At 68.0% G+C, this 23,609-nt stretch carries 30 protein-coding genes; 23 read left to right on the plus strand and 7 right to left on the minus strand.

What is annotated here, in order from left to right; all coding sequences use genetic code 11:
• The first annotated feature begins 18 nt into the window (after positions 1–18).
• From nudE to BLT45_RS05270, 6 genes are read left to right on the plus strand one after another with little or no spacing between them, the layout of a single operon-like run.
• Positions 19–567 carry an ADP compounds hydrolase NudE gene (gene nudE / locus BLT45_RS05245; protein ID WP_093296053.1) on the plus strand — a complete coding sequence of 183 codons (549 nt, stop codon included), beginning with the start codon at positions 19–21 and terminating at the stop codon, positions 565–567.
• Positions 564–1,400, plus strand: coding sequence for a 3'(2'),5'-bisphosphate nucleotidase CysQ (cysQ, locus tag BLT45_RS05250; RefSeq protein WP_093296056.1), 837 nt, complete (start codon positions 564–566; stop codon positions 1,398–1,400). Before nudE ends, cysQ begins: the two co-directional genes overlap by 4 nt.
• On the plus strand, positions 1,384–2,205 hold the full coding sequence (gene mazG / locus BLT45_RS05255) for a nucleoside triphosphate pyrophosphohydrolase (RefSeq protein ID WP_093296059.1): 822 nt from the start codon (positions 1,384–1,386) through the stop codon (positions 2,203–2,205). Before cysQ ends, mazG begins: the two co-directional genes overlap by 17 nt.
• 25 nt (positions 2,206–2,230) lie before the next feature.
• Positions 2,231–2,554 carry a YnfA family protein gene (locus tag BLT45_RS05260; RefSeq protein WP_093296062.1) on the plus strand — a complete coding sequence of 108 codons (324 nt, stop codon included), beginning with the start codon at positions 2,231–2,233 and terminating at the stop codon, positions 2,552–2,554.
• A 16-nt stretch (positions 2,555–2,570) separates the two neighbouring features.
• Entirely contained in the window at positions 2,571–2,873 is a 303-nt protein-coding gene (locus tag BLT45_RS05265) for an Mpo1-like protein (protein WP_093296065.1), read from the plus strand.
• A gap of 6 nt (positions 2,874–2,879) precedes the next feature.
• Complete coding sequence (locus BLT45_RS05270; RefSeq protein ID WP_093296068.1) at positions 2,880–3,425, plus strand: hypothetical protein; 546 nt, start codon at positions 2,880–2,882, stop codon at positions 3,423–3,425.
• 29 nt (positions 3,426–3,454) lie between these two features.
• Here the strand turns inward: BLT45_RS05270 and BLT45_RS05275 are convergent, their stop codons facing one another.
• On the minus strand, positions 3,455–3,793 hold the full coding sequence (locus BLT45_RS05275) for a DMT family protein (RefSeq protein ID WP_093296071.1): 339 nt from the start codon (positions 3,791–3,793) through the stop codon (positions 3,455–3,457).
• A gap of 130 nt (positions 3,794–3,923) precedes the next feature.
• On the opposite strand from BLT45_RS05275, the gene BLT45_RS05280 reads away from it, so the two are divergent.
• From BLT45_RS05280 to BLT45_RS05320, 9 genes are all read left to right on the plus strand, one after another.
• Complete coding sequence (locus BLT45_RS05280) at positions 3,924–4,625, plus strand: response regulator transcription factor (protein WP_056879702.1); 702 nt, start codon at positions 3,924–3,926, stop codon at positions 4,623–4,625.
• Between the two features lie 52 nt (positions 4,626–4,677).
• Positions 4,678–5,949 carry a sensor histidine kinase gene (locus BLT45_RS05285; protein ID WP_093296074.1) on the plus strand — a complete coding sequence of 424 codons (1,272 nt, stop codon included), beginning with the start codon at positions 4,678–4,680 and terminating at the stop codon, positions 5,947–5,949.
• Positions 5,950–6,044: 95 nt separating this feature from the next.
• Positions 6,045–7,583: an efflux RND transporter periplasmic adaptor subunit gene (locus BLT45_RS05290; RefSeq protein WP_093296077.1), complete on the plus strand. Its 1,539-nt coding sequence runs from the start codon at positions 6,045–6,047 to the stop codon at positions 7,581–7,583.
• Complete coding sequence (locus BLT45_RS05295; protein ID WP_093296079.1) at positions 7,580–8,311, plus strand: ABC transporter ATP-binding protein; 732 nt, start codon at positions 7,580–7,582, stop codon at positions 8,309–8,311. Before BLT45_RS05290 ends, BLT45_RS05295 begins: the two co-directional genes overlap by 4 nt.
• Positions 8,308–9,549, plus strand: a complete 1,242-nt coding sequence (locus BLT45_RS05300) for an ABC transporter permease (protein ID WP_093296082.1) — start codon at positions 8,308–8,310, stop codon at positions 9,547–9,549. Before BLT45_RS05295 ends, BLT45_RS05300 begins: the two co-directional genes overlap by 4 nt.
• A gap of 46 nt (positions 9,550–9,595) precedes the next feature.
• A complete protein-coding gene (locus BLT45_RS05305) occupies positions 9,596–10,552 on the plus strand; it encodes an isoaspartyl peptidase/L-asparaginase family protein (protein WP_093296085.1) in 957 nt (318 codons plus the stop codon).
• On the plus strand, positions 10,553–11,239 hold the full coding sequence (locus tag BLT45_RS05310) for an RNA polymerase sigma factor (RefSeq protein ID WP_093296088.1): 687 nt from the start codon (positions 10,553–10,555) through the stop codon (positions 11,237–11,239). It abuts the gene before it with no gap.
• Positions 11,236–11,613 (plus strand): VOC family protein, encoded by a 378-nt coding sequence (locus BLT45_RS05315; protein ID WP_093296091.1) that lies wholly within the window; start codon positions 11,236–11,238, stop codon positions 11,611–11,613. The genes BLT45_RS05310 and BLT45_RS05315 overlap by 4 nt, the downstream gene beginning before the upstream one ends.
• Positions 11,614–11,818: 205 nt before the next feature.
• A complete protein-coding gene (locus BLT45_RS05320; RefSeq protein WP_217629531.1) occupies positions 11,819–13,192 on the plus strand; it encodes a S8 family peptidase in 1,374 nt (457 codons plus the stop codon).
• 60 nt (positions 13,193–13,252) lie between these two features.
• Here BLT45_RS05320 and BLT45_RS05325 read toward each other — a convergent pair whose 3' ends face one another.
• Complete coding sequence (locus tag BLT45_RS05325; RefSeq protein WP_254771791.1) at positions 13,253–13,993, minus strand: SGNH/GDSL hydrolase family protein; 741 nt, start codon at positions 13,991–13,993, stop codon at positions 13,253–13,255.
• Positions 13,994–14,209: 216 nt separating this feature from the next.
• Between BLT45_RS05325 and BLT45_RS05330 the strand changes: the two genes are divergently transcribed.
• The 8 genes from BLT45_RS05330 to BLT45_RS05365 all read left to right on the plus strand — a co-directional run bounded on the left by BLT45_RS05330 (position 14,210) and on the right by BLT45_RS05365 (position 19,822).
• On the plus strand, positions 14,210–14,590 hold the full coding sequence (locus tag BLT45_RS05330; RefSeq protein ID WP_093296096.1) for a diacylglycerol kinase: 381 nt from the start codon (positions 14,210–14,212) through the stop codon (positions 14,588–14,590).
• Positions 14,591–14,619: 29 nt separating this feature from the next.
• On the plus strand, positions 14,620–15,354 hold the full coding sequence (locus tag BLT45_RS05335) for a TerC family protein (RefSeq protein WP_093296099.1): 735 nt from the start codon (positions 14,620–14,622) through the stop codon (positions 15,352–15,354).
• Positions 15,355–15,513: 159 nt separating this feature from the next.
• On the plus strand, positions 15,514–16,155 hold the full coding sequence (locus BLT45_RS05340; protein WP_093296102.1) for a LemA family protein: 642 nt from the start codon (positions 15,514–15,516) through the stop codon (positions 16,153–16,155).
• 48 nt (positions 16,156–16,203) lie between these two features.
• The gene (locus BLT45_RS05345; protein ID WP_093296105.1) at positions 16,204–17,070 is read left to right on the plus strand and encodes a TPM domain-containing protein; all 867 of its coding nucleotides are present in this window, start codon (positions 16,204–16,206) and stop codon (positions 17,068–17,070) included.
• Positions 17,070–17,561, plus strand: a complete 492-nt coding sequence (locus BLT45_RS05350; protein WP_093296108.1) for a TPM domain-containing protein — start codon at positions 17,070–17,072, stop codon at positions 17,559–17,561. The genes BLT45_RS05345 and BLT45_RS05350 overlap by 1 nt, the downstream gene beginning before the upstream one ends.
• An 81-nt stretch (positions 17,562–17,642) precedes the next feature.
• Positions 17,643–18,527, plus strand: coding sequence for a prolipoprotein diacylglyceryl transferase (gene lgt, locus BLT45_RS05355; RefSeq protein WP_093296111.1), 885 nt, complete (start codon positions 17,643–17,645; stop codon positions 18,525–18,527).
• A complete protein-coding gene (locus BLT45_RS05360) occupies positions 18,524–19,318 on the plus strand; it encodes a thymidylate synthase (RefSeq protein ID WP_093296114.1) in 795 nt (264 codons plus the stop codon). Before lgt ends, BLT45_RS05360 begins: the two co-directional genes overlap by 4 nt.
• A gap of 6 nt (positions 19,319–19,324) precedes the next feature.
• Complete coding sequence (locus tag BLT45_RS05365; protein WP_175455732.1) at positions 19,325–19,822, plus strand: dihydrofolate reductase; 498 nt, start codon at positions 19,325–19,327, stop codon at positions 19,820–19,822.
• Here the strand turns inward: BLT45_RS05365 and BLT45_RS05370 are convergent.
• From BLT45_RS05370 to pdxA, 5 genes are read right to left on the minus strand one after another with little or no spacing between them, the layout of a single operon-like run.
• On the minus strand, positions 19,819–20,475 hold the full coding sequence (locus tag BLT45_RS05370; RefSeq protein ID WP_093296117.1) for a DUF1287 domain-containing protein: 657 nt from the start codon (positions 20,473–20,475) through the stop codon (positions 19,819–19,821). The two genes, BLT45_RS05365 and BLT45_RS05370, sit on opposite strands and share 4 nt — an antisense overlap.
• Positions 20,476–20,477: 2 nt before the next feature.
• Positions 20,478–21,332: a symmetrical bis(5'-nucleosyl)-tetraphosphatase gene (locus tag BLT45_RS05375; RefSeq protein WP_093296120.1), complete on the minus strand. Its 855-nt coding sequence runs from the start codon at positions 21,330–21,332 to the stop codon at positions 20,478–20,480.
• 12 nt (positions 21,333–21,344) lie between these two features.
• Positions 21,345–21,725 carry a Co2+/Mg2+ efflux protein ApaG gene (apaG, locus tag BLT45_RS05380; protein WP_093296122.1) on the minus strand — a complete coding sequence of 127 codons (381 nt, stop codon included), beginning with the start codon at positions 21,723–21,725 and terminating at the stop codon, positions 21,345–21,347.
• 56 nt (positions 21,726–21,781) lie between these two features.
• The gene (rsmA, locus tag BLT45_RS05385; RefSeq protein ID WP_093296125.1) at positions 21,782–22,570 is read right to left on the minus strand and encodes a 16S rRNA (adenine(1518)-N(6)/adenine(1519)-N(6))-dimethyltransferase RsmA; all 789 of its coding nucleotides are present in this window, start codon (positions 22,568–22,570) and stop codon (positions 21,782–21,784) included.
• A gap of 44 nt (positions 22,571–22,614) precedes the next feature.
• Positions 22,615–23,592, minus strand: a complete 978-nt coding sequence (pdxA, locus tag BLT45_RS05390) for a 4-hydroxythreonine-4-phosphate dehydrogenase PdxA (protein WP_093296128.1) — start codon at positions 23,590–23,592, stop codon at positions 22,615–22,617.
• Positions 23,593–23,609: the final 17 nt, after the last annotated feature.

Below are 23,609 nucleotides of genomic sequence, written 5' to 3' on the forward strand. Positions count from 1 at the left end.
TGGATGCCGTTCCCGCGCATGAGCCGCCTGCCGATCATCCACGGGATCACCCAGCGCACCGACGGGCCGGACCGCCATGTCGAGGAGCTGGACCTGGAGTTCAGCAACGGCGAGCGGCGGCGCTACCACCGCCTGCGTTCGCAGGGCCACGGCGCCGTGGTCGTGGTGCCGATGCGCGACGACGACACGGTGCTGCTCGTGCGCGAGTACGCCGCCGGCATGCACCGCTACGAACTGGGCCTGGTGAAGGGCCGGATCGATGCGGGCGAAACGCCGGAGCAGGCGGCCGACCGGGAACTGAAGGAAGAAGCCGGTTTCGGCGCGCGACAGCTCGACGTCCTGCGCAGCCTGACCCTGGCGCCCACCTACATGAGCCACCAGTCCTGGCTGGTGGTGGCAAGAGACCTGTACCCCGAGCGCCTGCCGGGGGATGAACCCGAGGAGTTGGAAGTAGTGCCCTGGAAGTTGCAAGACCTCGACCAGCTGATGCTGCGCGAGGATTTTTCGGAAGGCCGTTCGCTCGCGGCGTTGTTCATCGCCCGCGAATGGTTGAAAGACCGGACATGACGCGTATGACCGCAGACCTGCACGAAGCCGTCATCGTCATCGCCCGCGAAGCGGGCCAGGCCATCATGGCCGTGTACGAAGGCGCCTTCGACGTCCAGCAGAAGACCGACGACAGCCCGCTGACCGCCGCCGACATGGCCGCGCACCGCGTCATCACCGACGGCCTGCGCCGGCTGACCCCGCAATGGCCGGTGCTGTCGGAGGAAGCCGCGGACATCCCGTGGGCCGAACGCAGCCAATGGCCGACCTACTGGCTGGTGGATCCGCTGGACGGTACCCGCGAGTTCATCAAGCGCAATGGCGAATTCACCGTCAACATCGCGCTGATCGAACAGAACGAACCGATCTTCGGCGTGGTCCACGCGCCGGTGACCGGCGAGACCTGGCACGCGCGCCAGGGCCGCAATGCCTACCGCCGCGTGGGCGACGTGGACACCCAGATCCGCACGCGCTCGCCGGCCGCTGCGCCGCTGAAGGTCGCCGCCAGCCGGTCGCACCGGGATGCGCGCACGCAGGCGTTCCTCGACGCGATGGGCGGTATCGAGGAGATGTCGCTGGGCTCGTCGCTGAAGTTCTGCCGCATCGCGGAGGGCACGCTCGACGTGTATCCGCGTTTCGGACCGACCAGCGAATGGGACACCGCCGCCGCGCAGTGCGTGCTGGAAGCCGCCGGTGGCGCGCTGCTGGCGCCCGATGGGCGCGCGTTCCGCTACAACCGCCGCGAGACGCTGCTCAACGGCGACTTCGTCGCGATGGGCGACATGACGCTGCCGTGGCGCACGTGGCTGTCCGGGGCGCTCGGGGACGAGCATGGACATGTCCTCAGCGCCTGAGCCGGGCATCGCGCGGCTGCTGGCCATCATGGCCCGCCTGCGCGATCCGGACGGGGGTTGCCCGTGGGACCTGGAGCAGGATTTTTCGACGATCGCCCCGTACACGGTCGAAGAAGCGTATGAAGTCGCCGACGCGATCGACCGCGGCGACCTGCCCGCGCTGAAGGACGAACTGGGCGACCTGCTGCTGCAGGTCGTCTTCCACGCGCAGATGGCGCAGGAGCAGGGCGCCTTCGCATTCGACGACGTGGTGGACGCCATCTGCGACAAGATGGTGCGCCGGCATCCGCATGTCTTCGGCGATGCCTCGTTCGCCGATGCCGAGGCGCAGACCGTCAACTGGGAAGCGATCAAGGCGGAAGAGCGCAAGGCCGCCGGCGAAGAAGACACCTCTGCGCTCACCGGCGTGTCGCGCGGGCTGCCCGAGTGGCAGCGCGCGGTGAAGCTGCAGTCGCGCGCGGCGCGCGTGGGTTTCGATTGGCCGAACCCCGCACCGGTGATCGACAAGCTGCACGAGGAGATCGACGAGGTCCGCGTCGAACTCGCCGCGGCGCCTTCGCCGGAACGCGATGCGCGGTTGGAGGATGAGATCGGCGACCTGCTGTTCGTCGCCGCCAACCTCGCACGCCACGCGAAGGTGGACGTAGGCGGTGCGCTGCGGCGGGCCAACCTGAAGTTCGAACGCCGCTTCCGTGCGATGGAAGCGCTCGCGGCCGCCGATGGCACTGCGATGTCCGCGCTGGACCTGGACGCGCAGGAAGCGCTGTGGGCGCGCGTGAAAGCGGGTGAGCGCGGCCCGGCGTGAACCGGGCCTGCGGTAGGCTTGCCGCATGAAGACCCTGCTGCTGTTCCTCGTCACCGCGCTGGCCGAGATCGTCGGCTGCTATCTGCCTTACCTGTGGCTGCGCAAGGGCGGCAGCGCCTGGCTGCTGGTGCCGGCGGCGGCCAGCCTCGCCCTGTTCGCCTGGTTGCTGACCTTGCATCCCACGGCCTCGGGCCGGGTCTATGCGGCCTACGGCGGCGTCTACGTATGCATGGCCATCGCGTGGCTGTGGGCAATGGACGCGGTGAAGCCCACCCGTTGGGACCTGCTGGGGGCCGGCTTGTGCCTGGCCGGCATGGCGGTGATCATGTTCTCGCCACGCGCCGCCTGACCCTGTGGGAGGGGACATGAGCCGCTTCGCCAGCTTCCGCGAGTTCTATCCGTTCTATCTCAACGAGCACAGCAACCGCACCTCGCGCCGGCTGCACTTCATCGGCAGCTGCGGGGTGCTGGCGTTGCTGGCGTGGGCCATCGTCGACCGCAATGCCTGGTGGCTGCTCGCCGCGCTGTTCTGCGGCTACGGCTTCGCCTGGGTCGGCCACTTCTTCTTCGAGAAGAACCGGCCCGCCACCTTCAAGCATCCGTTCTATTCCTTCGCCGGCGACTGGGTGATGTTCAAGGACATCATCGTCGGCAAGATCCGGTTCTAGCCCCGCGTGAGCCGCGTGGTCCGGCATGCCGTCCACGCGGTCGCTGTGCTGGTCGGGCTGCCGTTGGCCGGGTTGCTCGCTTACGACCTGTGGGCGGTCAGGCCGCATGTGGCCGGAATCGAAGCGCTGCTCGCGCAGGCCGACCCGCAGGACGCGTCGCCCCCGCGGGCCATCCGCGATCTCATCGATGCCGGTGTGGGCTCACCTCGTCCGCATGCGACGCGCCTAGTGCTGAATCATGTCTACGGGACAGAGGCGGTGGGAGCGACCCAGCGTCACGCGCAGGAGCTGCTGTGGCGGATGCTGCTCCCGGTTCACTTGGACGACACGCAGCTATATGGCCTTTTTGCATCGCAGTCATACAACGGCATCGACACCGGCCTGAGTCACTTCGCACAGCGTGAATACGGCAAGCGGTTGGATGCATTGTCTCCCCGACAGGCGGCGCTGACGGTGGCGGTCACCCACGCACCGTCTTCTCATCTTCGCGACCGAACTCGCCTGGAAGCACGTGCCGACTGGCTCCTGGCGCGATCAGGCCATGGTCGCTGAGCCCCGGCACTGCACTCCACCGCGACCGCTCATTCGTAGAACATCAGGAACGCCGCGCCCACGATCAGGGCGAAGGCGGCGTAGTGGTTCCACTTCAGCGGCTGGCCCAGGTACCAGGTGCTGAAGCCGGCGAACACCAGCAGGGTCAGGATCTCCTGGATGGTCTTCAGCTGGACGACCGAGTAGACGGCGCTGCCCATCCGGTTGGCCGGCACCATCAGGGTGTACTCGAAGAAGGCGATGCCCCAGCTGGCCAGGATCACCACGAACAGGGGGGCGGACTTGTACTTGAGGTGTCCGTACCAGGCGAAGGTCATGAAGACGTTGGAGGCCAGCAGCAGGAACAGGGGCAGGACGCGTTCGATCATGGCGGGGCGGTCTGGGGAAGGATGGCGAAGCCTAATCCCAACTGCCGGCTGAATGCAGCGGCCATCTTCACATGACGTCTACCCGCGCCCGGGTAGTTTCACAAACCTGAAGCTTTTAGAAGGAGCCGTCATGCGACACAGTCAGGAAACCGCAGGTCTCGTGCTGGTGGTGGAAGACAACCGCAACATCTCCGAGATGATCGGGGAGTACCTGGAAGGGCGCGGATTCGAGGTCGACTACGCCACCGACGGACTGGACGGTTACCGCCTGGCCGTGGAAAACAGCTACGACGTGCTGGTGCTGGACCTGATGCTGCCGCGCCTGGACGGTATGGAAGTCTGCAAGCGGCTGCGCAACGAGGCGCGGAAGTCCACGCCCGTGCTGATGCTGACCGCGCGCGACACCCTGGACGACAAGCTGACCGGCCTGAGTTCCGGCGCCGACGACTACCTGACCAAGCCCTTCGCGATCCAGGAACTGGAAGCCCGCCTCCGCGCCCTGATCCGCCGCGAGCGCCGCCAGGTGGGCGCCGAGGTGCTGAAGGTGGCCGACCTGGTGCTGGATCCGGTGAGCATGCGCGCCACCCGTGGCGGCACCGAGCTGATGCTCTCGCCCATCGGCCTGCGCCTGCTGACCATCCTGATGCGCGAATCGCCGCGCGTGGTGACGCGCCAGGAGATCGAGCGCGAGATCTGGGGCAACGGGTTGCCGGATTCGGACACCCTGCGCAGCCACCTGTACAACCTTCGCAAGGTGATCGACAAGCCGTTCGACAAGCCGCTGCTGCACACCGTGCAGAGCGCGGGCTACCGCATCGCCGACATAGGTTGAGCCCGCTGCGTCGGCGCGCGGCATAATCCGCCCTTCGCCCGACGACACGCCGATGCGCCACGGACTGCCACGCAAGCTCAGGATCGCCTTCATCCTGCAGGCCGTCATGGTCAGCCTGGCCATCGTGCTGGGCGTGTACCTGATCTCCGCGGTGATCAAGCACAGCCTGATGAACACCGCGCTGCAGGAAGAGGCCACCCATTTCTGGGAGCTGTACAGCGCCTCCACCGCGCAGCCGCCGCCGAATACCCACAACCTGCGCGGCTACCTCGTGCTGAAGGGGCACTCGAACCTGGTGCTGCCGGAGAACCTGCGCGAGCTGAAGCCGGGCTTCCACGAACTCAAGGCCGACGACCTGCTGGTGCTGGTGGACGAGCAGCCGGCGGGCCGGCTCTACCTGGTCTTCCTGCGCTCGCAGGCCGAGCGCCTGGCGTTCTACTTCGGCACCGTGCCGATCATCATGACGTTGGTGGCGATCTACCTGGTGTCGTGGCTGACCTATCGGGCCTCCAAACGGCTGGTGTCGCCGGTCAGCTGGCTGGCAAGGCAGGTCGCCGAGTGGGATCCGCGCCGTCCCGACGTCAGCGTCCTGGCGCCGGACCGCCTGCCCAACGACGTGCAGGGCGAAGCCCGCCAGCTGGCCTCGGCCCTGCACGGGCTGGCCCAGCGCGTCACCGCGCACATCGCGCGCGAACGCGACTTCACCCGCGACGCCAGCCATGAGCTGCGCACCCCGCTGACGGTCATCCGCGTGGCCACCGACATGGGCATGGCCGAAGACGCGCCGCCGCGCGTGGCCCGGGCATTGCAGCGCATCCAGCGCGCCGGCCGCGACATGGAGGCGGTGATCGACGCCTTCCTCATCCTCGCCCGCGAGGCCGAGGTGGAGCCGCAGAGCGAGGACTTCGACGTGGCGGACATCGTCATGGACGAGGCCGAGAACGCACGCACCCTGCTGCTCAACAAGCCGGTCGACCTGGAAGTGACCCTGCACGCCCGCCCGCGCCTGCACGCGCCGCCACGCGTGTTCCAGGTGGTGGTCAGCAACCTGCTGCGCAACGCCTGCGCCTATACCGACCGCGGCCGGATCGACGTGATCCTGGAGCCGGACCGGGTGGTCGTGCGGGACACCGGCATCGGCATGTCGGCCGAATCGATGGTGCGGGTCTTCGAGCCCTTCTACCGCGCCGACCCCAACCGGCCCCACGGCAGCGGCCTGGGCCTGTCCATCGTCAGCCGGCTCTGCGACCGGTTCGGCTGGAAGATCGAGCTGGACAGCGAGCTCGGACGCGGCACCACAGCGACGATCCGCTTCGTTCCGTAATCTATACGGCAACTGACCGGCGTCCGGCGCTGTCAACGCCACGGCCTCCGGTGCGTTCCCGTTTCCGAATCCCCCCTTCCGAGCCGACTCACTGCATGAGCCAGCCTGCACGTTCCTCCCTCCGCAAGAAGTCCATCGTCCCCAACGTCCTGCTCGGCATCGCCGTGGTCGCCCTCCTCGGCGGCGGCGCCTGGTGGTGGACGTCCCGCAAGGGCGACGCCGCGGAGAGCGCCTATCGCACCGCCACCGTCGAGCGCGGCGACATCCGCGTGGCCATCTCGGCCACCGGCACGCTGAGCGCGATCTCCACCGTCACCGTCGGCAGCCAGATCTCCGGCCAGGTGACCGACGTGCTGGTCGACTACAACAGCGAGGTCAAGAAGGGCGAAGTCCTCGCCCGCATCGACCCCAGCACCTACGAGGCGCAGATCGCGCAGGGCAACGCGCAGATCGCCAATGCCCAGGCCAACCTGAAGCAGGCGCAAGCCACCCTGGCCAACGCCGAGCTGGACTACACGCGCAAGGCGGACCTGGGCAAGCAGAAGCTGGTTGCCCAGAGCGATGTGGACCTGGCCCGCGCGTCGCGCGACCAGGCCCGCGCGCAGGTCAATGCGGCGCAGGCCTCGATCCGCCAGCAGACCGCTTCCACCCAGACCACCCGGGTCAACCTGGACCGCACGGTGATCCGTTCGCCGGTGGATGGCGTGGTGCTCACGCGCACCATCGAGCCCGGCCAGACCGTGGCCGCCAGCCTGCAGGCGCCCGAGCTGTTCACCATCGCCGAAGACCTTTCGAAGATGAAGATCGAGCTGGCCGTCGACGAAGCCGACATCGGCCAGGTCAAGGTGGGCCAGTCGGTGTCCTTCACCGTTGACGCCTTCGCGGACCGCCAGTTCCGCGGCGAGGTGCAGCAGGTGCGGCTGTCGGCGACCACCACCAACAACGTGGTGACGTATCCGGTCGTGGTCAGCGTGGACAACACCGATGGCACGCTGCTGCCGGGCCTGACCGTCAACGCCGAGATCGAGGTCAGCAAGCGCGACAACATCCTCAAGATCTCCAACGCCGCGCTGCGCTACAAGCCGACCGGCGAGGAAGCCAATGCCGCTGCGGCCGCGCAGGCGCCGCAGCAGGGTGGGCAGAACCGCGGCAGCGGCATCAGCGACGACCTGGTGCGCGTGGCCGGCACCCTTGAGCTCAAGCCCGAGCAGCAGGCCGCGTTCGATGCCGCGCTGTCCGCGCTGCGCGAACGCCAGGCCGCACGCATGGCGCAGGCGCAGCAGCGCGGCGGGGCCAGCATGTTCGGCGGCGGTCCGGGCGGCGGGCCGCGCTCCGGAGGCAACACCGGCGGCAGCGGCGCGATGCAGGCGCAGATCCGTCAGCGCATGGCAGAGCGCATGCAGCAGGACTTCGCGCCGTTCCGCGCGACCCTGGACGATGCGCAGAAGCAGCGCTGGGACGGCGAGCTGCGCACGCTGCTCGGCGCCAAGCGCGCGCCGATCTACAAATTGGTCAACGGCAAGCCCGAGTCGGTGCAGGTCCGGATCGGCGCCAGCGACGGGACCAGCACGGAGGTTTCCGGCCCGGTGAAGGAAGGCGACGTCGTGGTCGTGGGCGAGCGCGCGAAGGAATGAGCACGCCGTCCCCGAACGCCGCCGACCGCGTGCCGGTCATCCAGACGCATACGCTGGGCAAGGTCTATTCCGCCGGCACCGAGGCGGAAGTGGTCGCGCTCCGGGGCGTGGACATGCGCGTGGACCGCGGCGACTTCGTCGCGATCATGGGCCCGTCCGGGTCGGGCAAGTCGACGCTGATGAACCTGATCGGCTGCCTGGACACGCCTACCGACGGCCGCTACCTGTGCGACGGCATCGACGTGGCGACGCTGGATGCCGAACAACTGGCGATCCTGCGCCGGGAGAAGATCGGTTTCGTGTTCCAGGGCTTCCACCTGCTGCCGCGCATGACCGCGCTGGAGAACGTGGCGATGCCGCTGGGCTATGCGCAGGTACCGCCGGGCGAACGCACCGAACGCGCGCGCCAGGCGCTGGCCGCGGTCGGCCTGGCCGAGCGCGCCGGACATCGCCCGAACGAGCTGTCCGGCGGCCAACAGCAACGCGTGGCGATCGCCCGCGCGCTGATCAACCAGCCGCCGATCCTGCTGGCGGACGAGCCGACCGGTGCGCTGGACAGCAAGACGGGCGAAGAGATCCTGGGCCTGTTCAAGCGCCTGCGCGACGATGGCCACACGGTCATCCTGATCACCCACGACGCGGAAGTCGCCGCGCATGCCGACCGCATCCTGGTGATGCGCGATGGCGAACTGCACGAAGACCTCGATCACGCGGGAGGCCGTCCATGAAGTTTTCCGACATCCTGCGCACCGCCCTGCATGCGCTGCGCGGCAACTGGATGCGCAGCGCGCTGACGTCGCTGGGCGTGATCATCGGCATCGCCGCGGTCATTGTGATGGTGTCGGTGGGGCAGGGCACGCAGGCCGAGATCGACAAGCTGGTCTCCGGCCTCGGTTCCCAGCGCCTGGACATCAGCCCCGGCGCTGGCCGTGGCCCCGGCGGCGGTGGCGTGCGCATGAGTTCGAGCAGCTTCTTCACCCTCAAGGAAGGCGATGTCGACGCGATCCGCAACGAGATCCCCGAAGTGCAGTACGTGGCCGGCGCACTGCGCGGCAACACTCAGGTCGTGTTCGCCGAGAACAACGCCTCGACCAGTTGGCAGGGCGTGCAGGCGGATTTCTTCGACATCAACAGCTGGGTGATCGCCAACGGCGAGGGTTTCGATGCGCAGGATTACTCCAGCGCCGGCAAGGTGGTGATCCTCGGCGAAACCGTGCGCCGCACGCTGTTCGGCGACGACAGCGGCGTCGGCCAGACCGTCCGCCTGGGCCGCGTGCCGTTCACTGTGGTCGCCACGCTGGCGCCCAAGGGGCAGGGCGGTTTCGGCCAGGACCAGGACGACGTCATCATGGTGCCGCTGGAGACCGCGCGCCGCCGCCTGATGGGCTCGATGGGCCTGCCGCCGGGCGCGGTGATGCAGGTGGCGCTGACCGTGTCCGATGCGAAGGACCTGAGCTATGTGCAGGGCGAGGTGGAAGCCCTGCTGCGCCAGCGGCACAAGATCAACCCGGGCGAAGAGGACGACTTCAACGTCCGCAACATTTCCGAGATCGTCGCCACGCGCACGGCCACGACCAAGCTGATGTCGCTGCTGCTCGGCGCGGTGGCCACCATCTCGCTGATCGTTGGCGGCATCGGCATCATGAACATCATGCTGGTGTCGGTGACCGAGCGCATCCGTGAGATCGGCCTGCGCATGGCCGTCGGCGCGGGCCCCAGCGACGTGCGCAGGCAGTTCCTCGCCGAGGCCATGCTGCTGTCGCTGGGCGGCGGTGTGCTGGGCATCGTCATCGGCATCGTCGGCGCGTTGCTGGTCGGCAAGTTCAGCGAGCTGCCGGTGGCGTTGAACGGGCAGGTGATCGGCCTCGCCGCCGGCTTCTCGATCGCGACGGGTCTGTTCTTCGGGTACTACCCGGCGCGCAAGGCCTCGCAGCTGGATCCGATCGAAGCGCTCCGTTCGCAGTAGCGCGGAGTATGCTGGCGCCGTCGGGTCACGCAGACCGGAGGGCGCCATGAGCACGCATTCCCCGCGCAGGCCGCTTGCGCTGGCCATCCACGGCGGGGCGGGCGTGATCGACATGGCGACGCTCGGCGACGCCACCGCGCAGCGGATCCACGCGGACCTCGACCACGCCCTCGATGCCGGCCACAGCGTGCTCGCCGTGGGCGGCAGCGCACTGGACGCCGTGGAAGCCGCGGTCTGCGTGCTGGAGGATTCGCCCTACTTCAATGCAGGGCGCGGCGCGGTGTTCACCGCCGACGGTCGCCACGAACTCGATGCCTCGATCATGGACGGCCAGCACCGCCGCGCCGGTGCGATCGCCGGCGTGTCCAGCGTGCGCCATCCGGTGCGGCTCGCCCGGCGCGTGCTGGAGGATTCGCCGCATGTGTTCCTGATCGGGTCCGGTGCAGAGCAGTTCGCCGACCTGCATCCGGAGATCGAGCGGGTGCCGAACGAATGGTTCTCCACCGAACCGCGCCGGCTGCAACTGGCGGAAGCGCAACGCCACGAACAGCAGACCTGGCAGGCCAGCCCGGACTTGCGCGGGCGCTATTTCGGCACGGTGGGGGCGGTCGCGCTCGACAGTCGCGGCCATCTCGCCGCGGCGACATCGACGGGTGGCATGACGAACAAGCGCTGGGGCCGCGTGGGCGACTCGCCGCTGATCGGCGCAGGCACCTGGGCCGATGCGCATTGCGCCGTATCCTGTACCGGCTGGGGCGAGTACTACATCCGCAACGTCGTCGCCCACGATATCGCGGCGCGGGTGGCGTACCGCGGCGACCGGCTGCGCGACGCCGCCGAGGACGTGGTGCTGGGCGAAGTGCCCGCGCACGGGGGCGACGGCGGCGTGATCGCACTGGACCGCGACGGCAACGTGGTGCTGGTCCTCAGTACGCGCGGCATGTACCGGGGTTGGATCCGTCCCGACGGCAGTCGCGGTACCGCCATCCATCGGGACGACTGAGTGACGCACGCCGAGGGGCAGGATGCATTGACGCTGGTCGCCTATCGCCGGTTGCGCGCGCAGGCCCTGCGCCTGTGCCGGCGCGTGGAGGACGCCGAAGACCTCGTGCAGCAGACGCTGCTCGCCGCGTGCGTGGCCGGCCGGCACGATCTGCCGTGGCTGTCCGGCGTACTGCGGCGCCAGGCCGCCCTGGCGGCGCGCGGGAGCGTGCGCCGGCGACGTCGCGAGGCCGCGGTCGCGCTGCAAGGCGACGACTCCTTCGATACCTTATCCATGCCGCCGGAACACCGCGTGCTGCCTGCCTGGCTCACGACGCTGCCGCCTTCGGCACGCCGGCTCGCGGTGCTGGCCCTGCACGGGCTGTCGGCGGACGAGATCCGCTGGATCCTGCGGATCGAGCCCACGGCGTTCCGCCAGCGGCTGACGCGGATCCGCCGCGCGCTGGCACTGCAGACGCCTGAGATGCGCGCCGAAAGCCTGGCCCTGGCCTACGTGCGCGATCCGCCCCGGTCCGTCGACCTGCAGTTCGGCCTGGTGCGGCGGGCGCTGAAGGCCGCCATGCGGGTCGGCGAGGGTCTGGGTACGCACGATCCGGACGGCCACCTCGTCCTGATCGATGCGCGCGCTCACACATCGCGGCGCCGCGGCAACGAAGAGAAGGGAATCACACAGGAGGAACTCCCATGATCAACAACTGCAAGGTGGGCGCCATCGTCTTCTTCGTCTCCGACCTGACCCGGTCGGTCGTCTTCTACCGCGACACGCTCGGCCTGCCCGTGCAGGTCGTGGAGGGCCACGACGGTCCGTTCGCCGTCGGCGATGTCGGCGACCTGAACCTGGTGTTCATCCCACGCGAGGCGCGCACGGGCGAATCGCCGGTGGTCGTTTTCAGTCTGCAGGGCGGCATCGACGAACACGCCGAAGCGCTGGCCGCGAAAGGCGTGGAGATAGTGGTGCCGGTGAGCGAATCGCCGGACGGCGGACTGTCGCTGGATTTCCTCGATCCGGATGGCAACGTGCTCAGCCTGCACCAGCCGGAAGGGGCGCCGCGCAGGCGTTGATCGTCTGCGAATGGCGCGTCGCATCGCAGCGGATCCAGTCGCTGCGATGCGAGCGATTCTCATGGCTACCGGTGCCATCTTGCACGCGCGCGAGTGCGCTGAAAGTGTGAGTCAAATTGAACATCTAGAATCGAAATTACAAGCTAGATTCGGCCCGCTGCGTCGCTCGGCGCAGTCATCACAACACGCGGAGTCGGATCGTTCTATGAAGAAGAATCGCATGGCGGTATGGGTGGGACTGACGCTGGTGGCCATGGGAGCGGCACAGGCGGCCAGTGCGGGCGGCAGGCCCGATCTGGTGATCAAGGGACTGAAGGAAGGCAAGCCCCATGCCAGCGGCGAATTGCTGGTGAAGTACCGTGACGGTGCCGTCGCCGCCGACCGCGACGCCGTCGCCCATGGCCTGGGTGCGCAGAAGCTGGACACGGTGCGTCGCGGCAACGGTCGCCGTGGCGAGATCGCGCTGCTGAAGCTGCCCGGCAACGTCGACCTGTCCGCCGCCGTGCAGGCGCTGAGCGCCGATCCGGCCGTCGAGTACGCCGAGCCGAACTGGACCTACCAGCACAACGCGGTCTCCAACGACACCTATTCCACCAACGGTTCGCTGTGGGGCATGTACGGCGATGCGGGCACGCCCGCGAACGCATACGGCTCGCAGGCCTCCGAAGCGTGGGCCGCGGGTCACACCAGCTGCGGCAATGTCGTGGTCGGCGTGATCGACGAAGGCATCTACTACACCCACGAAGACCTCGCGGCCAACATCTGGACCAACCCGTACGATCCGGTCGATGGCGTGGACAACGACGGCAATGGTTACGTCGACGACGTACGCGGCTGGGACTTCGACGGCAACAGCAACGACATCAATTCCGGCGGCGCCAACGACGATCACGGCACGCACGTCTCCGGCACCATCGCGGGTGCGGGCGGCAACGCAAAGGGCGTGGCCGGCGTGTGCTGGAGCGGCGTGAAGCTGATCAGCGGCAAGTTCCTCGGCCGCCGTGGCGGCAACACGGCCAATGCCGTCAAGGCGCTGGATTACTTCACCGACCTCAAGACCCGCCACGGACTGAACCTGGTGGCGACCAACAATTCGTGGGGCGGTGGTGGCTATTCGCAGGCATTGAGCGATGCCATTGATCGCGCGGGCCAGGCCGAGATCCTGACGATCGTCGCCGCCGGCAACGACAGCGTGAACTGCGAAGGCAATACGTCGGGTGCGTGCTATCCGGCGGCGTACCCGAACGCGAGCATCATCTCGGTGGCCGCGATCCGCTCGACCGGTGCGCTGGTCTACAACTACGGTGCCACCACCGTCGACCTGGGTGCGCCCGGCTACGGCATCTGGTCGACGGTACCGACGTCGTCGAAAGGCAAGCTGGTATCCGGCTATGCCAGCTACAGCGGCACCTCGATGGCGACGCCGCATGTGACGGGCGCAGCGGCGCTGTATGCGTCCACGCGTCCTGGCGTGACCGCCGCCCAGATCAAGGCGGCGATCCTCGGGGCGACCGTGCCGACGCCGTCGCTGCAGGGCAAGACGGTGACCGGCGGACGCCTCAACGTCAGCGGCTTCTGACGCGAACGCACGGTGAAACGAAGAAGCCCGGCATCGCCGGGCTTCTTTTTTTGCGAGTCGTTACTTCACGTAAGGCGCGATCACGCGTTGCCAGATGACATAGCCGGCGCGATTCATGTGCAGGCGGTCTTCGATGAACAGGTTCTCGTCCGGCTGGCCCGTCGCATCCAGCATGGGCGTGAAGATGTCGATGTAGTCCACGCCCAGGCGCTTGGCTTCGGCCTGGATCAAGGTATTCGCCTCGCGCTGCACGGACAGCAGTTGCGCACGCGACGGGCTCGGCTTGTTGCTGATGTAGGCGATCTTCGCCTTCGGCAGGTCGCGGCGCACGCGTTCGACGAACGCGATGAAGTCCGCATGCAATTGCTGGGGCGTGCGTCCGGCGTTGAGGTCGTTGTCGCCGGCATAGATCAGGATCTGGCGCGGCGCGTACGGCACGAGGATGCGGTCGGCGTACCAGGTGCTGTCGCGCAGCTCGGAGCCGCCGAAGCCGCGGTTGATGACGGGCACACCGGGGAAGTCCTGCGCCAGCGTGTCCCAGAAGCGGATCGACGAACTGCCGATGAACAGCACGCCGCCGCGTGGCGGCGGCGACTGCGCGTCGGCGGCTTCGAAGCGCTGCATGTCGGCTTCCCAGGCCGGGTTCGACACCTGTTCGGGAATGCGCGGTGCGCTCTTGGCCGGGGCAGGTGTCGCAGCGGCGGCCGGGGTCGTCGTCGTCGGGCTGCTGGCGCAGGCGACCAGCAGAGCGGCCAGCGCGGCGGAGAACAGCGGCAGGCGAGCGGCATTCAGGAAAGGCACGGGGGAGGGCTCCTTCGGCTCGGGCGGGCCCCCAGTGGACCAGCCCATCCGGGGCGATGCAAACCGCGCGGGCACGTCCCGGTGGCGCCTTGTGGCAAAATCGACACCTTGGCGCGGTGACTGCGCCGGCTCCACCCGACATGTCCCTTCGCTGGATCCGGCCTCGGCCCGACCGGCCAGGGCCGATGCGGGGCCACTTCCGCCTCTACCCGCCCCATGGCAGACGAAACCGGACATCTACCCCGCGGCCCCGGCCGCATCCTGAAAGCCACCGTCTGGTCCCTGCAGGGCCTGCGGGCGGCCTGGATGCACGAATCCTCGTTCCGCCTCGAGGTCTACCTGCTGGTGGTCCTGGCGCCGCTGGCCCTGTGGCTGGGGCAGACCGGCCTGGAACGCGCGGTGATGATCGGCAGCTGCCTGCTGGTGCTGGCGGCCGAGTTGCTGAATTCCGCCGTGGAAGCGGTGATCGAACGCTATGGCCCGGAACACCACGAACTGGCCGGCCGGGCCAAGGACATGGGCTCCGCCGCCGTGTTCGTGCTGATGATGAACGTGCTGCTGTGCTGGGCGCTGATCCTCGCGCCGCGCTTCCTGTGAACTCCTGATCTGAACCTAGGTACTCCCCGATGATGGAATTGCTTACCGATCCGCAGGTGTGGATCACGCTGGTCACGCTGAGTGCGATCGAGATCGTGCTGGGCATCGACAACCTGGTCTTCATCTCCATCGCGGTCAGCAAGCTGCCGCCGCACCAGCGCGAAGTGGCGCGCAAGTTCGGCATCGCGGTGGCCTGCATCACGCGCATCCTGCTGCTGCTGACCCTGGCCTGGCTGGCCGGCCTGACCGCCGACCTCTTCACCCTGTTCGGCCAGGGCATCTCGGTGCGCGACCTGGTGCTGATCCTGGGCGGCGTGTTCCTGCTGGTGAAGGGCACCAAGGAAATCCTGGAGCTGGTGAAGGGCGAGCCCGATTCGGAAGACGTGCACACGCGTCCGGCCGTGTCGTTCGCCGGCGTGATCGCGCAGATCGCGGTGATCGACATCGTGTTCTCGCTGGACTCGGTGATCGCGGCCGTCGGCATGGCCAATCACACACCGGTGATGGTGGCGGCCATCCTGCTGGCGGTGGCGGTGATGCTGCTGGCGGCGCGCCCGCTGGGCCAGTTCATCGACAACAACCCGACCATCAAGATGCTGGCGCTGGCCTTCATCGTGGCGGTCGGCGCCTACCTGCTGCTGGACGGCTTCGAGCTGCACATCGAGAAGGGCTACCTGTACGGCGCGATGGGCTTCTCGGCCCTGGTCGAATGCCTCAATCTGTGGGCGAAGAAGCGCGCCAACCAGCGCATGCTGCGCGAGTAACGCGGCGCGCTACCGACGGCTTGGCGAAGGGCTCCCTCGGGAGCCCTTCCTTTTTCACGGAAGCCTAACGGACGCGCCCCGTGCATCGCGCCGTGCATGCTTGCGCCGTCATGGGCAAGGTGCTGCAATCGGTGTCGTCCATCCAGGGAGTGTCGTGCCATGCGCCAGGTGTCGCGTCTGTGGTTGCTCGTCCTGTTGGTCGCGCTGTTGTCCGGCTGCGGCTACAACACCATCCAGCAGAAGGACGAAGCGGTGAAGGCCGGTTGGTCGGAAGTGCTGAACCAGTACAAGCGCCGCGCCGACCTGATCCCCAACCTGGTGAAGACCGTGCAGGGCTACGCCCAGCAGGAACGCCAGGTGCTGACCGACGTCACCAACGCGCGTGCGCGGGTGGGACAGATCCAGGTCAATGCCGACGATGCGGCGTCGCTGGCGCAGTTCCAGCAGGCGCAGACGGAACTGGGCAGCGCCCTGTCGCGCTTGCTGGTCGTCACCGAGAACTATCCGAACCTGAAGTCCGACCAGTCCTTCCGCGACCTGCAAGCGCAACTCGAAGGCACCGAGAACCGCATCACCGTCGCGCGCGGCCGCTACATCCAGACGGTGCAGGACTACAACACCTACATCCGCCAGTTCCCGCAGGTGATCACCGCCAAGGTCACCGGCGCCAAGGAAAAGCCCAACTTCACCGTCGAGAACGAGGCCGCGATCTCCGAAGCCCCGGCCGTCGATTTCGGCACGCCGCCGCCGGCCGCGCCGCAGGCACCCACGCCGCCACCGCCTCCGTCGCCCGGCAACTGAGCCACGTCCATCGCCCCCATCCTGCGCGCGATCGCGTTATGCCTGCTGATGTGGGCGGCGCCCGCTTGGGCGCAGTCGTTGGCCGCGATTCCGTCGCTGGATTCGCCGGTGGTCGACACCACCGGCACGCTGGATGCGGCACAGAAGCAGCAGCTCGAACAGCAGGCGCTGGCGTTGCAGCAGCGCAAGGGCAGCCAGCTGCAGGTGCTTATCGTGCCCAGCACCCAGCCCGAAGACATCTTCGACTACACCCAGCGCGCGTTCGACCAGTGGAAGCTGGGCCGCAAGGGCGTGGATGATGCGGTCATCCTGGTGGTGGCGAAGGACGACCGGCGCGTGCGTATCCACACCGGTTACGGATTGGAGGGTGCGATTCCCGATGCGATCGCCAATCGGGTCATCCAGGAATACCTGGTGCCCAGGTTCCGCGCCGGCGACTACGCCGGCGGCATCACCGACGCCACCGGCGTGCTGGTGAAACTGATCGATGGCGAAGCGCTGCCGGCCCCCGTCAGCACCCATCGCGGCAGTCCGGGTGGCGGGCGTGGCGGCGATTGGTTCTTCGCGCTGTTCGCCGCCTTCATCGTGGCGACCATCGTGCGCGGCATGTTCGGCCGTGCGCCGGCCGGCCTGCGGGGCCTGTTCACCGGCGCTGCCGCCGGTGGGGTCGCGCTGCTGCTCGCCTCGCTCATTCCCGCCGGCATCGCCGGTGTCTTCGGCCTGCTGTACGGCCTGGCATCGGTGTCGACGCGGGGCGGCTATGCCCGGCATCGCGACTGGGGTGGCTGGGGCGGCGGTGGGGGCGGTGGCTGGGGAGGCGGCGGTTTCGGGGGAGGCGGGGGTGGTTTCGGCGGCGGCGGTTGGGGTGGCGGGGGTGGCATGTCCGGAGGCGGTGGCGCCTCGGGGAGTTGGTGATGCGCCTGCTACGCCATCTGTTCGCGCGCTCTTCGCGCCGGCTGTTCCCGGAAGACAGCCTGCACCGCATCACCGACGCCATCGCAGCCGGCGAGCGCCTGCATCGGGGCGAAGTGATGTTCGCGGTGGAATCCAACCTGCCGCCCAGCGCCGTGATTTCCGGCGTGGAGCCGCGCGAGCGCGCGCACGAGGTGTTCGTCCGCCTGCGCACCTGGGACACCGAGGCCAACAACGGCGTGCTGATCTACCTGCTGCTGGCCGACCACCGCATCGAGATCGTCGCCGACCGCGGCCTGGCCGGCCGGGTCAGCGACGCGCAGTGGCGCGAGGTCTGCCAGCTGATCGAGACGGGCATGGGCGAGGGCCGGGCCGAACAGGCGGTCCTGGATGGCATCGCGGCGGCTTCGGCGCTGCTCGCCCAGCACTTCCCGCAGCAGGACGGCCAGGTCGACGAGGACGAACTGCCCAACCGTCCGCACCTGCTGGATTGAGCGGGCGGGACTGCGCGCGGTCATCCACGCGTGGGCGGGGTGGGGCAAAATAGCCCATCTCCACCGGCCACGCCGAGGCGCATGATCTACCTCCACCAGATCGATCCGATCATCTTCTCGCTGGGGCCGGTCAAGCTGCACTGGTACGGCCTGATGTACCTGCTGGCCTTTGTCGTGGCCTGGTGGCTGGGACGCATGCGCGCCGCGCAGGGTCGCCTGCCTGGCGTCAATGCCGACGCGTTCTCCGACCTGATGTTCTACGCCATGCTCGGCGTCGTGCTGGGCGGACGCATGGGTTACGTGCTGTTCTACGGATTCGGCACCTTCCTCGAGAATCCGCTGTCGATCTTCAAGGTGTGGGAAGGCGGCATGAGCTTCCACGGCGGCCTGCTCGGCGTCATGGCGGCGGCGTTGTGGTGGTCGCGCAAGCACCGGCTGCATTTCTTCGACACCATGGATTTCGTCGCGCCGCTCGCCGCGCCCGGACTGGGATTCGGGCGTCTCGGCAACTTCATCGGCGCCGAGCTGTGGGGCAAGCAGACGCATGCCGACTGGGGGGTGATCTTTCCGACCGACCCCGCATTGCGCCACCTGGATGCGTTGCAGCTGAAAGCGCAGTACGCCGCGGGCGCGTTGAATCAGTTCGCCCGCCACCCCTCGCAGCTGTACCAGGCGTTCCTCGAAGGCCTGGTGATGTTCGTCGTGCTGTGGACGGTCTCGCGCAAGCCGCGTCCGCGCTATCTAATCTCGGGCCTGTTCGCACTGATGTACGGCGTGTTCCGTTTCCTGATGGAATTCGTCCGCGTTCCGGACGAAGGCCATTACGTCGCCTGGGACTGGCTGACGAAGGGTCAGGTCCTCAGCGTGCCGTTGGTGCTGCTGGGCCTGTATCTGCTGTGGCTGTCGCGCCGTGCGCCGACGCTGCACCCCGTTGTTCCCCCGCCGGTTGCCGGAGACAAGAAATGAAGCAGTACCTGGACCTGCTGCGCCACGTGCTGGAGCAGGGCGCCGAGAAGTCCGACCGTACCGGCACCGGTACGCGCAGCGTGTTCGGCTGGCAGATGCGCTTCGACCTCAACGAAGGTTTCCCGCTGGTCACTACCAAGAAGCTCCACCTGCGCTCGATCATCCACGAGCTGCTGTGGTTCCTGAAGGGCGAGACCAACATCGCCTACCTCAAGGACAACAAGGTCAGCATCTGGGACGAGTGGGCCGACGCGCAGGGCGAACTGGGGCCGGTCTACGGCAAGCAGTGGCGCAGCTGGGAAGGCGCGGACGGCAAGACCGTCGACCAGATGCAGTGGTTGGTAGACGAGATCAAGCGCAATCCGGATTCGCGCCGCCTGGTTATCAGCGCCTGGAACGTGGCCGAACTGCCGAAGATGGCGCTGATGCCGTGCCATTCGCTGTTCCAGTTCTATGTGGTCGACGGCAAGCTCAGCTGCCAGCTGTACCAGCGCAGCGGCGACATCTTCCTCGGTGTGCCGTTCAATATCGCCAGCTACGCCCTGTTGACCCACATGGTGGCGCAGGCGACGGGTCTCGGCGTCGGCGACTTCGTGCATACGTTGGGCGATGCCCACCTGTATTCGAACCACTACGATCAGGCCCGCGAGCAGCTCGCACGCGCGCCGCGCGCGTTGCCGACGCTGCATCTCAACCCCGACGTCACGGATCTGTTCGGCTTCACCTTCGACGACATCGAGATCCTCGGCTACGACCCGCATCCGGCGATCAAGGCGCCGGTGGCGGTCTAGGCACGGATGCGCATCTCCCTGATCGCTGCCCTCGACCGCCGTCGTGCCATCGGTCGCGACAACGACCTGCCGTGGCGGCTACCGGACGACCTGAAGTGCTTCAAGGCGCTGACGCTGGGCAAACCGGTGCTGATGGGGCGCAAGACCGCGGAGTCCTTGGGGCGCGCGCTGCCTGGCCGCTTGAACCTGGTGCTGACACGCCGGGGTGGCGTGCCTTTTGCTGGCATGCAGGCCGTCGCGTCCGTGGACGAAGCCATGGCGATCGCCGAGGCGCAGGGCGCTGACGAGCTGTGCGTGATCGGCGGCGGTGAAGTCTATGCGCTGACGCTGGACCGCGCCGACGTGCTGCACCTGACCGAGATCGACACCGTGGTGGCAGATGCGCACGCCTTCTTTCCGGCTTTCGATCCTGCGGACTGGCGTGAAGTCGCACGCGAACCGCATCCGGCGGATGCGAAGCACGCGATGGCGTTCGACTTCGTCGAGTACCACCGCGCGCGCTAACCGCGGGACAGTGCTGCCGGCGGACGGTAGTGGCCGATGATGGCGTGCTGGAACAGCAGGTCGTCTTCCTGCGTGCCGGCGTTGATGTTGTGCAGGATCAGCGGCGTGCCGTCGTGGCCACGCCGGTCTGACACGATGCCGATGTGCAGCAGGCCGCTGCCGGTGAGCCGCCACGCGACGATGTCGCCCGGCGAGAAGTCGTCAACCGAATCGCCGATGGCCTGCATCCATCCCTGCCGTTCGAACCAGCGCATCTGGTTGGGGACGCGTCGATGGTCGATGTTGCGGTCGGGGCGACTCAGGCCCCATTGCCGCGGATACAGGTCGAAGTGCGCGCGCATGTCTTCGTGGATGACCCGCTGCAGGTCCAATCCCTGCGTACGCAGCGCACGGATCACCACGTCGGTGCATACGCCGCGGTCGGCCGGTACGTCACCGCCGGGATACGGCAAGCTGAAGTAGGCCGGGTCGTAGACGCGCACCACCCCGATCTGCGCTCGCGCGGCAGCGACCAAGGGAGGCGAGGCAGGCACCGGCGCAGCGTCCGCCTGGGTCGCGTCAGGGTCTTGTGCGGATACCGAAGGTTCGTCCACGCGGCATGCGGACAACGTGGCAATCAACAGGCACAGCACCGATCGCTGCGCACGCCGCATGCTCAATCCTTCGGCAATTCGCCCTTGGGCGGCGGCGGCACGTCGCGTCCCGCGACCTGGACGAGTCGGACATCGTCGGTGTCCAGCTGCAGTGCGGTGAGCTTGCCGCCCCATACCGCGCCGGTGTCGATCGCATGCACGCCATGGCCGATCATCAGGCCGAGCGTGGACCAGTGGCCGCAGACGATCTTGAGGTCGCGCTCGGCGCGGCCGGGGACTTCGTACCAGGGATACAGGCCCTGGGCCTGTCGGCCCGGCGCCCCTTTCTCTTCGATCGCCATGCGCCCGCGCGGCGTGCAGTAGCGCATGCGCGTGAGCACGTTGATGATGGCGCGCGAACGGTCGTGGCCGGACAGGTGCGGGGCCCAGTTCGGCTTGTCGCCGTACATGTTGCGGAACAGCTTGCGGTAGCCGCTGCCATGAAGCTGGACTTCGACTTCGCGCGCGTGCTTTTCGGCCAGCGTGGTCGTCCACTTGGGTGCCAACCCGGCGTGCACCATCATCCAGCCCAGGTCGCGGTCCACGTGCAGCAGTTTCTGCAGGCGCAGCCAGTCCAGCAGCATGCGCGCATCGTCGGCCAGCACCACGCGCTGCAGGTCGGGGTTCACCTTGCGCTGTTCGTCCGGCGAGCGTTCGCCGATCGCGAGCAGGGACAGGTCATGGTTGCCGAGCACGACGACGCTGTGCTCGCGCAGCGAATGCACCAGGCGCAGCGTTTCCAGCGATTGGCCGCCACGATTCACCAAGTCCCCGCAGAACCACAGGCGGTCCTGCGCCGGATCGAAGCGGATCTTCTCCAGCAGCCGCTGCGTCGCGTCGTAGCAGCCCTGGAGGTCGCCGATGGCCCAGACACTCATCGCGCCGGGGCCTCAGTGCAGCGTCCGCGGAACGGACAGGGTGAAAGAGGCGATGGGCGCGTCGAAGCGGGTGCCGTCGTCGGCGAGCATGTCATAGCGTCCCTGCATGGTGCCCAGGGCCGTCTCGAGGACGGCGCCGGAGGTGTAACGGAAGTCCTCCCCCGGCCTCAGCCAGGGCTGTTCGCCGACCACGCCTTCGCCGTGCACTTCCTGCACCTTGCCGTTGGCATCGGTGATGACCCAGTGGCGGCGCAGCAACTGCGCCGGCACGCGCCCGCGGTTGTGGATGCGGATGGTGTACGCGAACACGAAGCGCCCGTCCTCGGGCGCGGACTGGTCGTCCAGGAAACGCGTGGCGACGTCGACGTCGATGGCGTAGTCGGGGGAATCCATGCGTTCAGTGTATGCAATGGCACGTCAAAGCGGAAACAACGCCGGTGCCCGCGCGATCAGGGTGCGTCGGGCTGGTTCGCCAGGCGGATGAAATCGGGAACCGGGACCTGTTCGGCGCGCAGGTCGGGGCGCAGCCCGGCCGCTTCGATCTGTTCGGTGCTGCAGGTGCCGGACAAGGCATTCCGCAATGTCTTGCGGCGCTGACCGAAGGCGGCACGCACCACGTCCGCGAAACGACGGTGGTCATCGATGCCCACCTGGTCCGCGGCGCGCGGCACCAGCCGCGCCACGGCCGAATCCACCTTCGGCGGCGGACGGAACGCGCCGGGCGGCACGACGAACAGGCTGTCCACGCGGCAGTAGGCCTGCAGCATCACGCTGAGCCGCCCGTACACCTTGCTGCCGGGTTCCGCGGCCATGCGGTCCACGACTTCCTTCTGCAGCATGAAGACCATGTCGCGGATCGATGCGGCGTGCTCGATGGCGTGGAACAGGATCGGCGAGGACAGGTTGTAGGGCAGGTTGCCGACCAGGCGCAGCGCCTCATCGCCGGCGAGCTTGCCGAAATCCACGTCCAGCACGTCCTTGTGGATGATGGTCAGGCGGCCCACGCCCTCCGACGCCTCCATCAGCGGCGTGATGAGGTCGCGGTCGAATTCGATGGCGGTCAGTTCGCCGTGCTTGCGCAGCAACGGGAAGGTGATGGCGCCCTGGCCGGGGCCGATCTCCACGAGACGGTCGCCCGGCTGCGGATTCACCGCCATGACGATCTTCTCGATGTAGGTGCGATCGGTCAGGAAGTGCTGGCCGAGGGACTTCTTGGGGGGAGCCTTGAAATGCGACATGCGCGGATTATGCGGGAACGCCGCCCGCGCGGCATCGGCGTGGCTCAGTGCGCGCGTCGTATCGCGGCGATGCGTGCGCAGGTGGCGACGGCAGCGAACAGGCTGGACGGGTCGGCAAGCCCTTTGCCGGCAAGCTCCAGCGCCGTGCCGTGGTCGACGGCCACGCGTGGGTAAGGCAGGCCCAGCGTCAGGTTCACGGCCTGCTCGAACCCGCTGTACTTGAGTACCGGCAGGCCCTGGTCGTGGTACATCGCCACCACCGCGTCGAAGCCGCGCAACTTCTGCGGCAGGAAAGCGGTGTCTGCGGGCAACGGTCCGACCAGGTCCAGGCCCTCCGCCCTCAAGGCATGCAGGAGCGGCTCGATGACCTCGATCTCTTCGCGCCCCAGGTGGCCGGCTTCACCCGCATGCGGGTTGAGCCCGAGGACGGCGAGGGTGGGACGGTCGATGCCGAAGTCGTTGCGCAGCGCGCGGTCGGTGATGCGCAGCACCTCCTCCAGCGCGACGGCCGTGATGGCATCCGGCACGTCGCGCAACGCCAGGTGCGTGGTGGCCAGCGCCACGCGGACGATCTCGTTGGCGAGCATCATCACCACGGGCCGGCCAGCTTGTTCGGCCAGCAGTTCGGTCGTGCCGCTGTAGGCGATGCCGCCGGCGTTGATCGCGGCCTTGTGCACCGGGCCGGTGACCACCCCGTCGAGCTCGCCCGCCAGGCAGGCGCCGGCCGCGCCCGTCAGGGCATCGATGACCGCCCGCGCATTGCGAGGGTCGGTGTGGCCGAACACGTTCGGTGCTGCATTGGGGACCGGACGCAGTCGCAGGTCGCCGGGGCGTGTGGCGATGGCGTCTTCATCGATCAGTTGCAGCGGCAATCCCAGGGCCTCGGCGGCCGACGTCAGCGTGGCCGCGTCGGCGAAGGCGAGCAACGTGCAGTCGGTGCGCGGCTGCTGGGCCAGCCGGACGCAGAGCTCCGGACCGATGCCCGCCGGCTCGCCCGGCACCAAGGCGAGCCGGGGCAGCATGTCAGCCGCCCGGCGCG

This window comes from Pseudoxanthomonas sp. CF385 (assembly GCF_900104255.1).
GTDB lineage: Bacteria > Pseudomonadota > Gammaproteobacteria > Xanthomonadales > Xanthomonadaceae > Pseudoxanthomonas_A.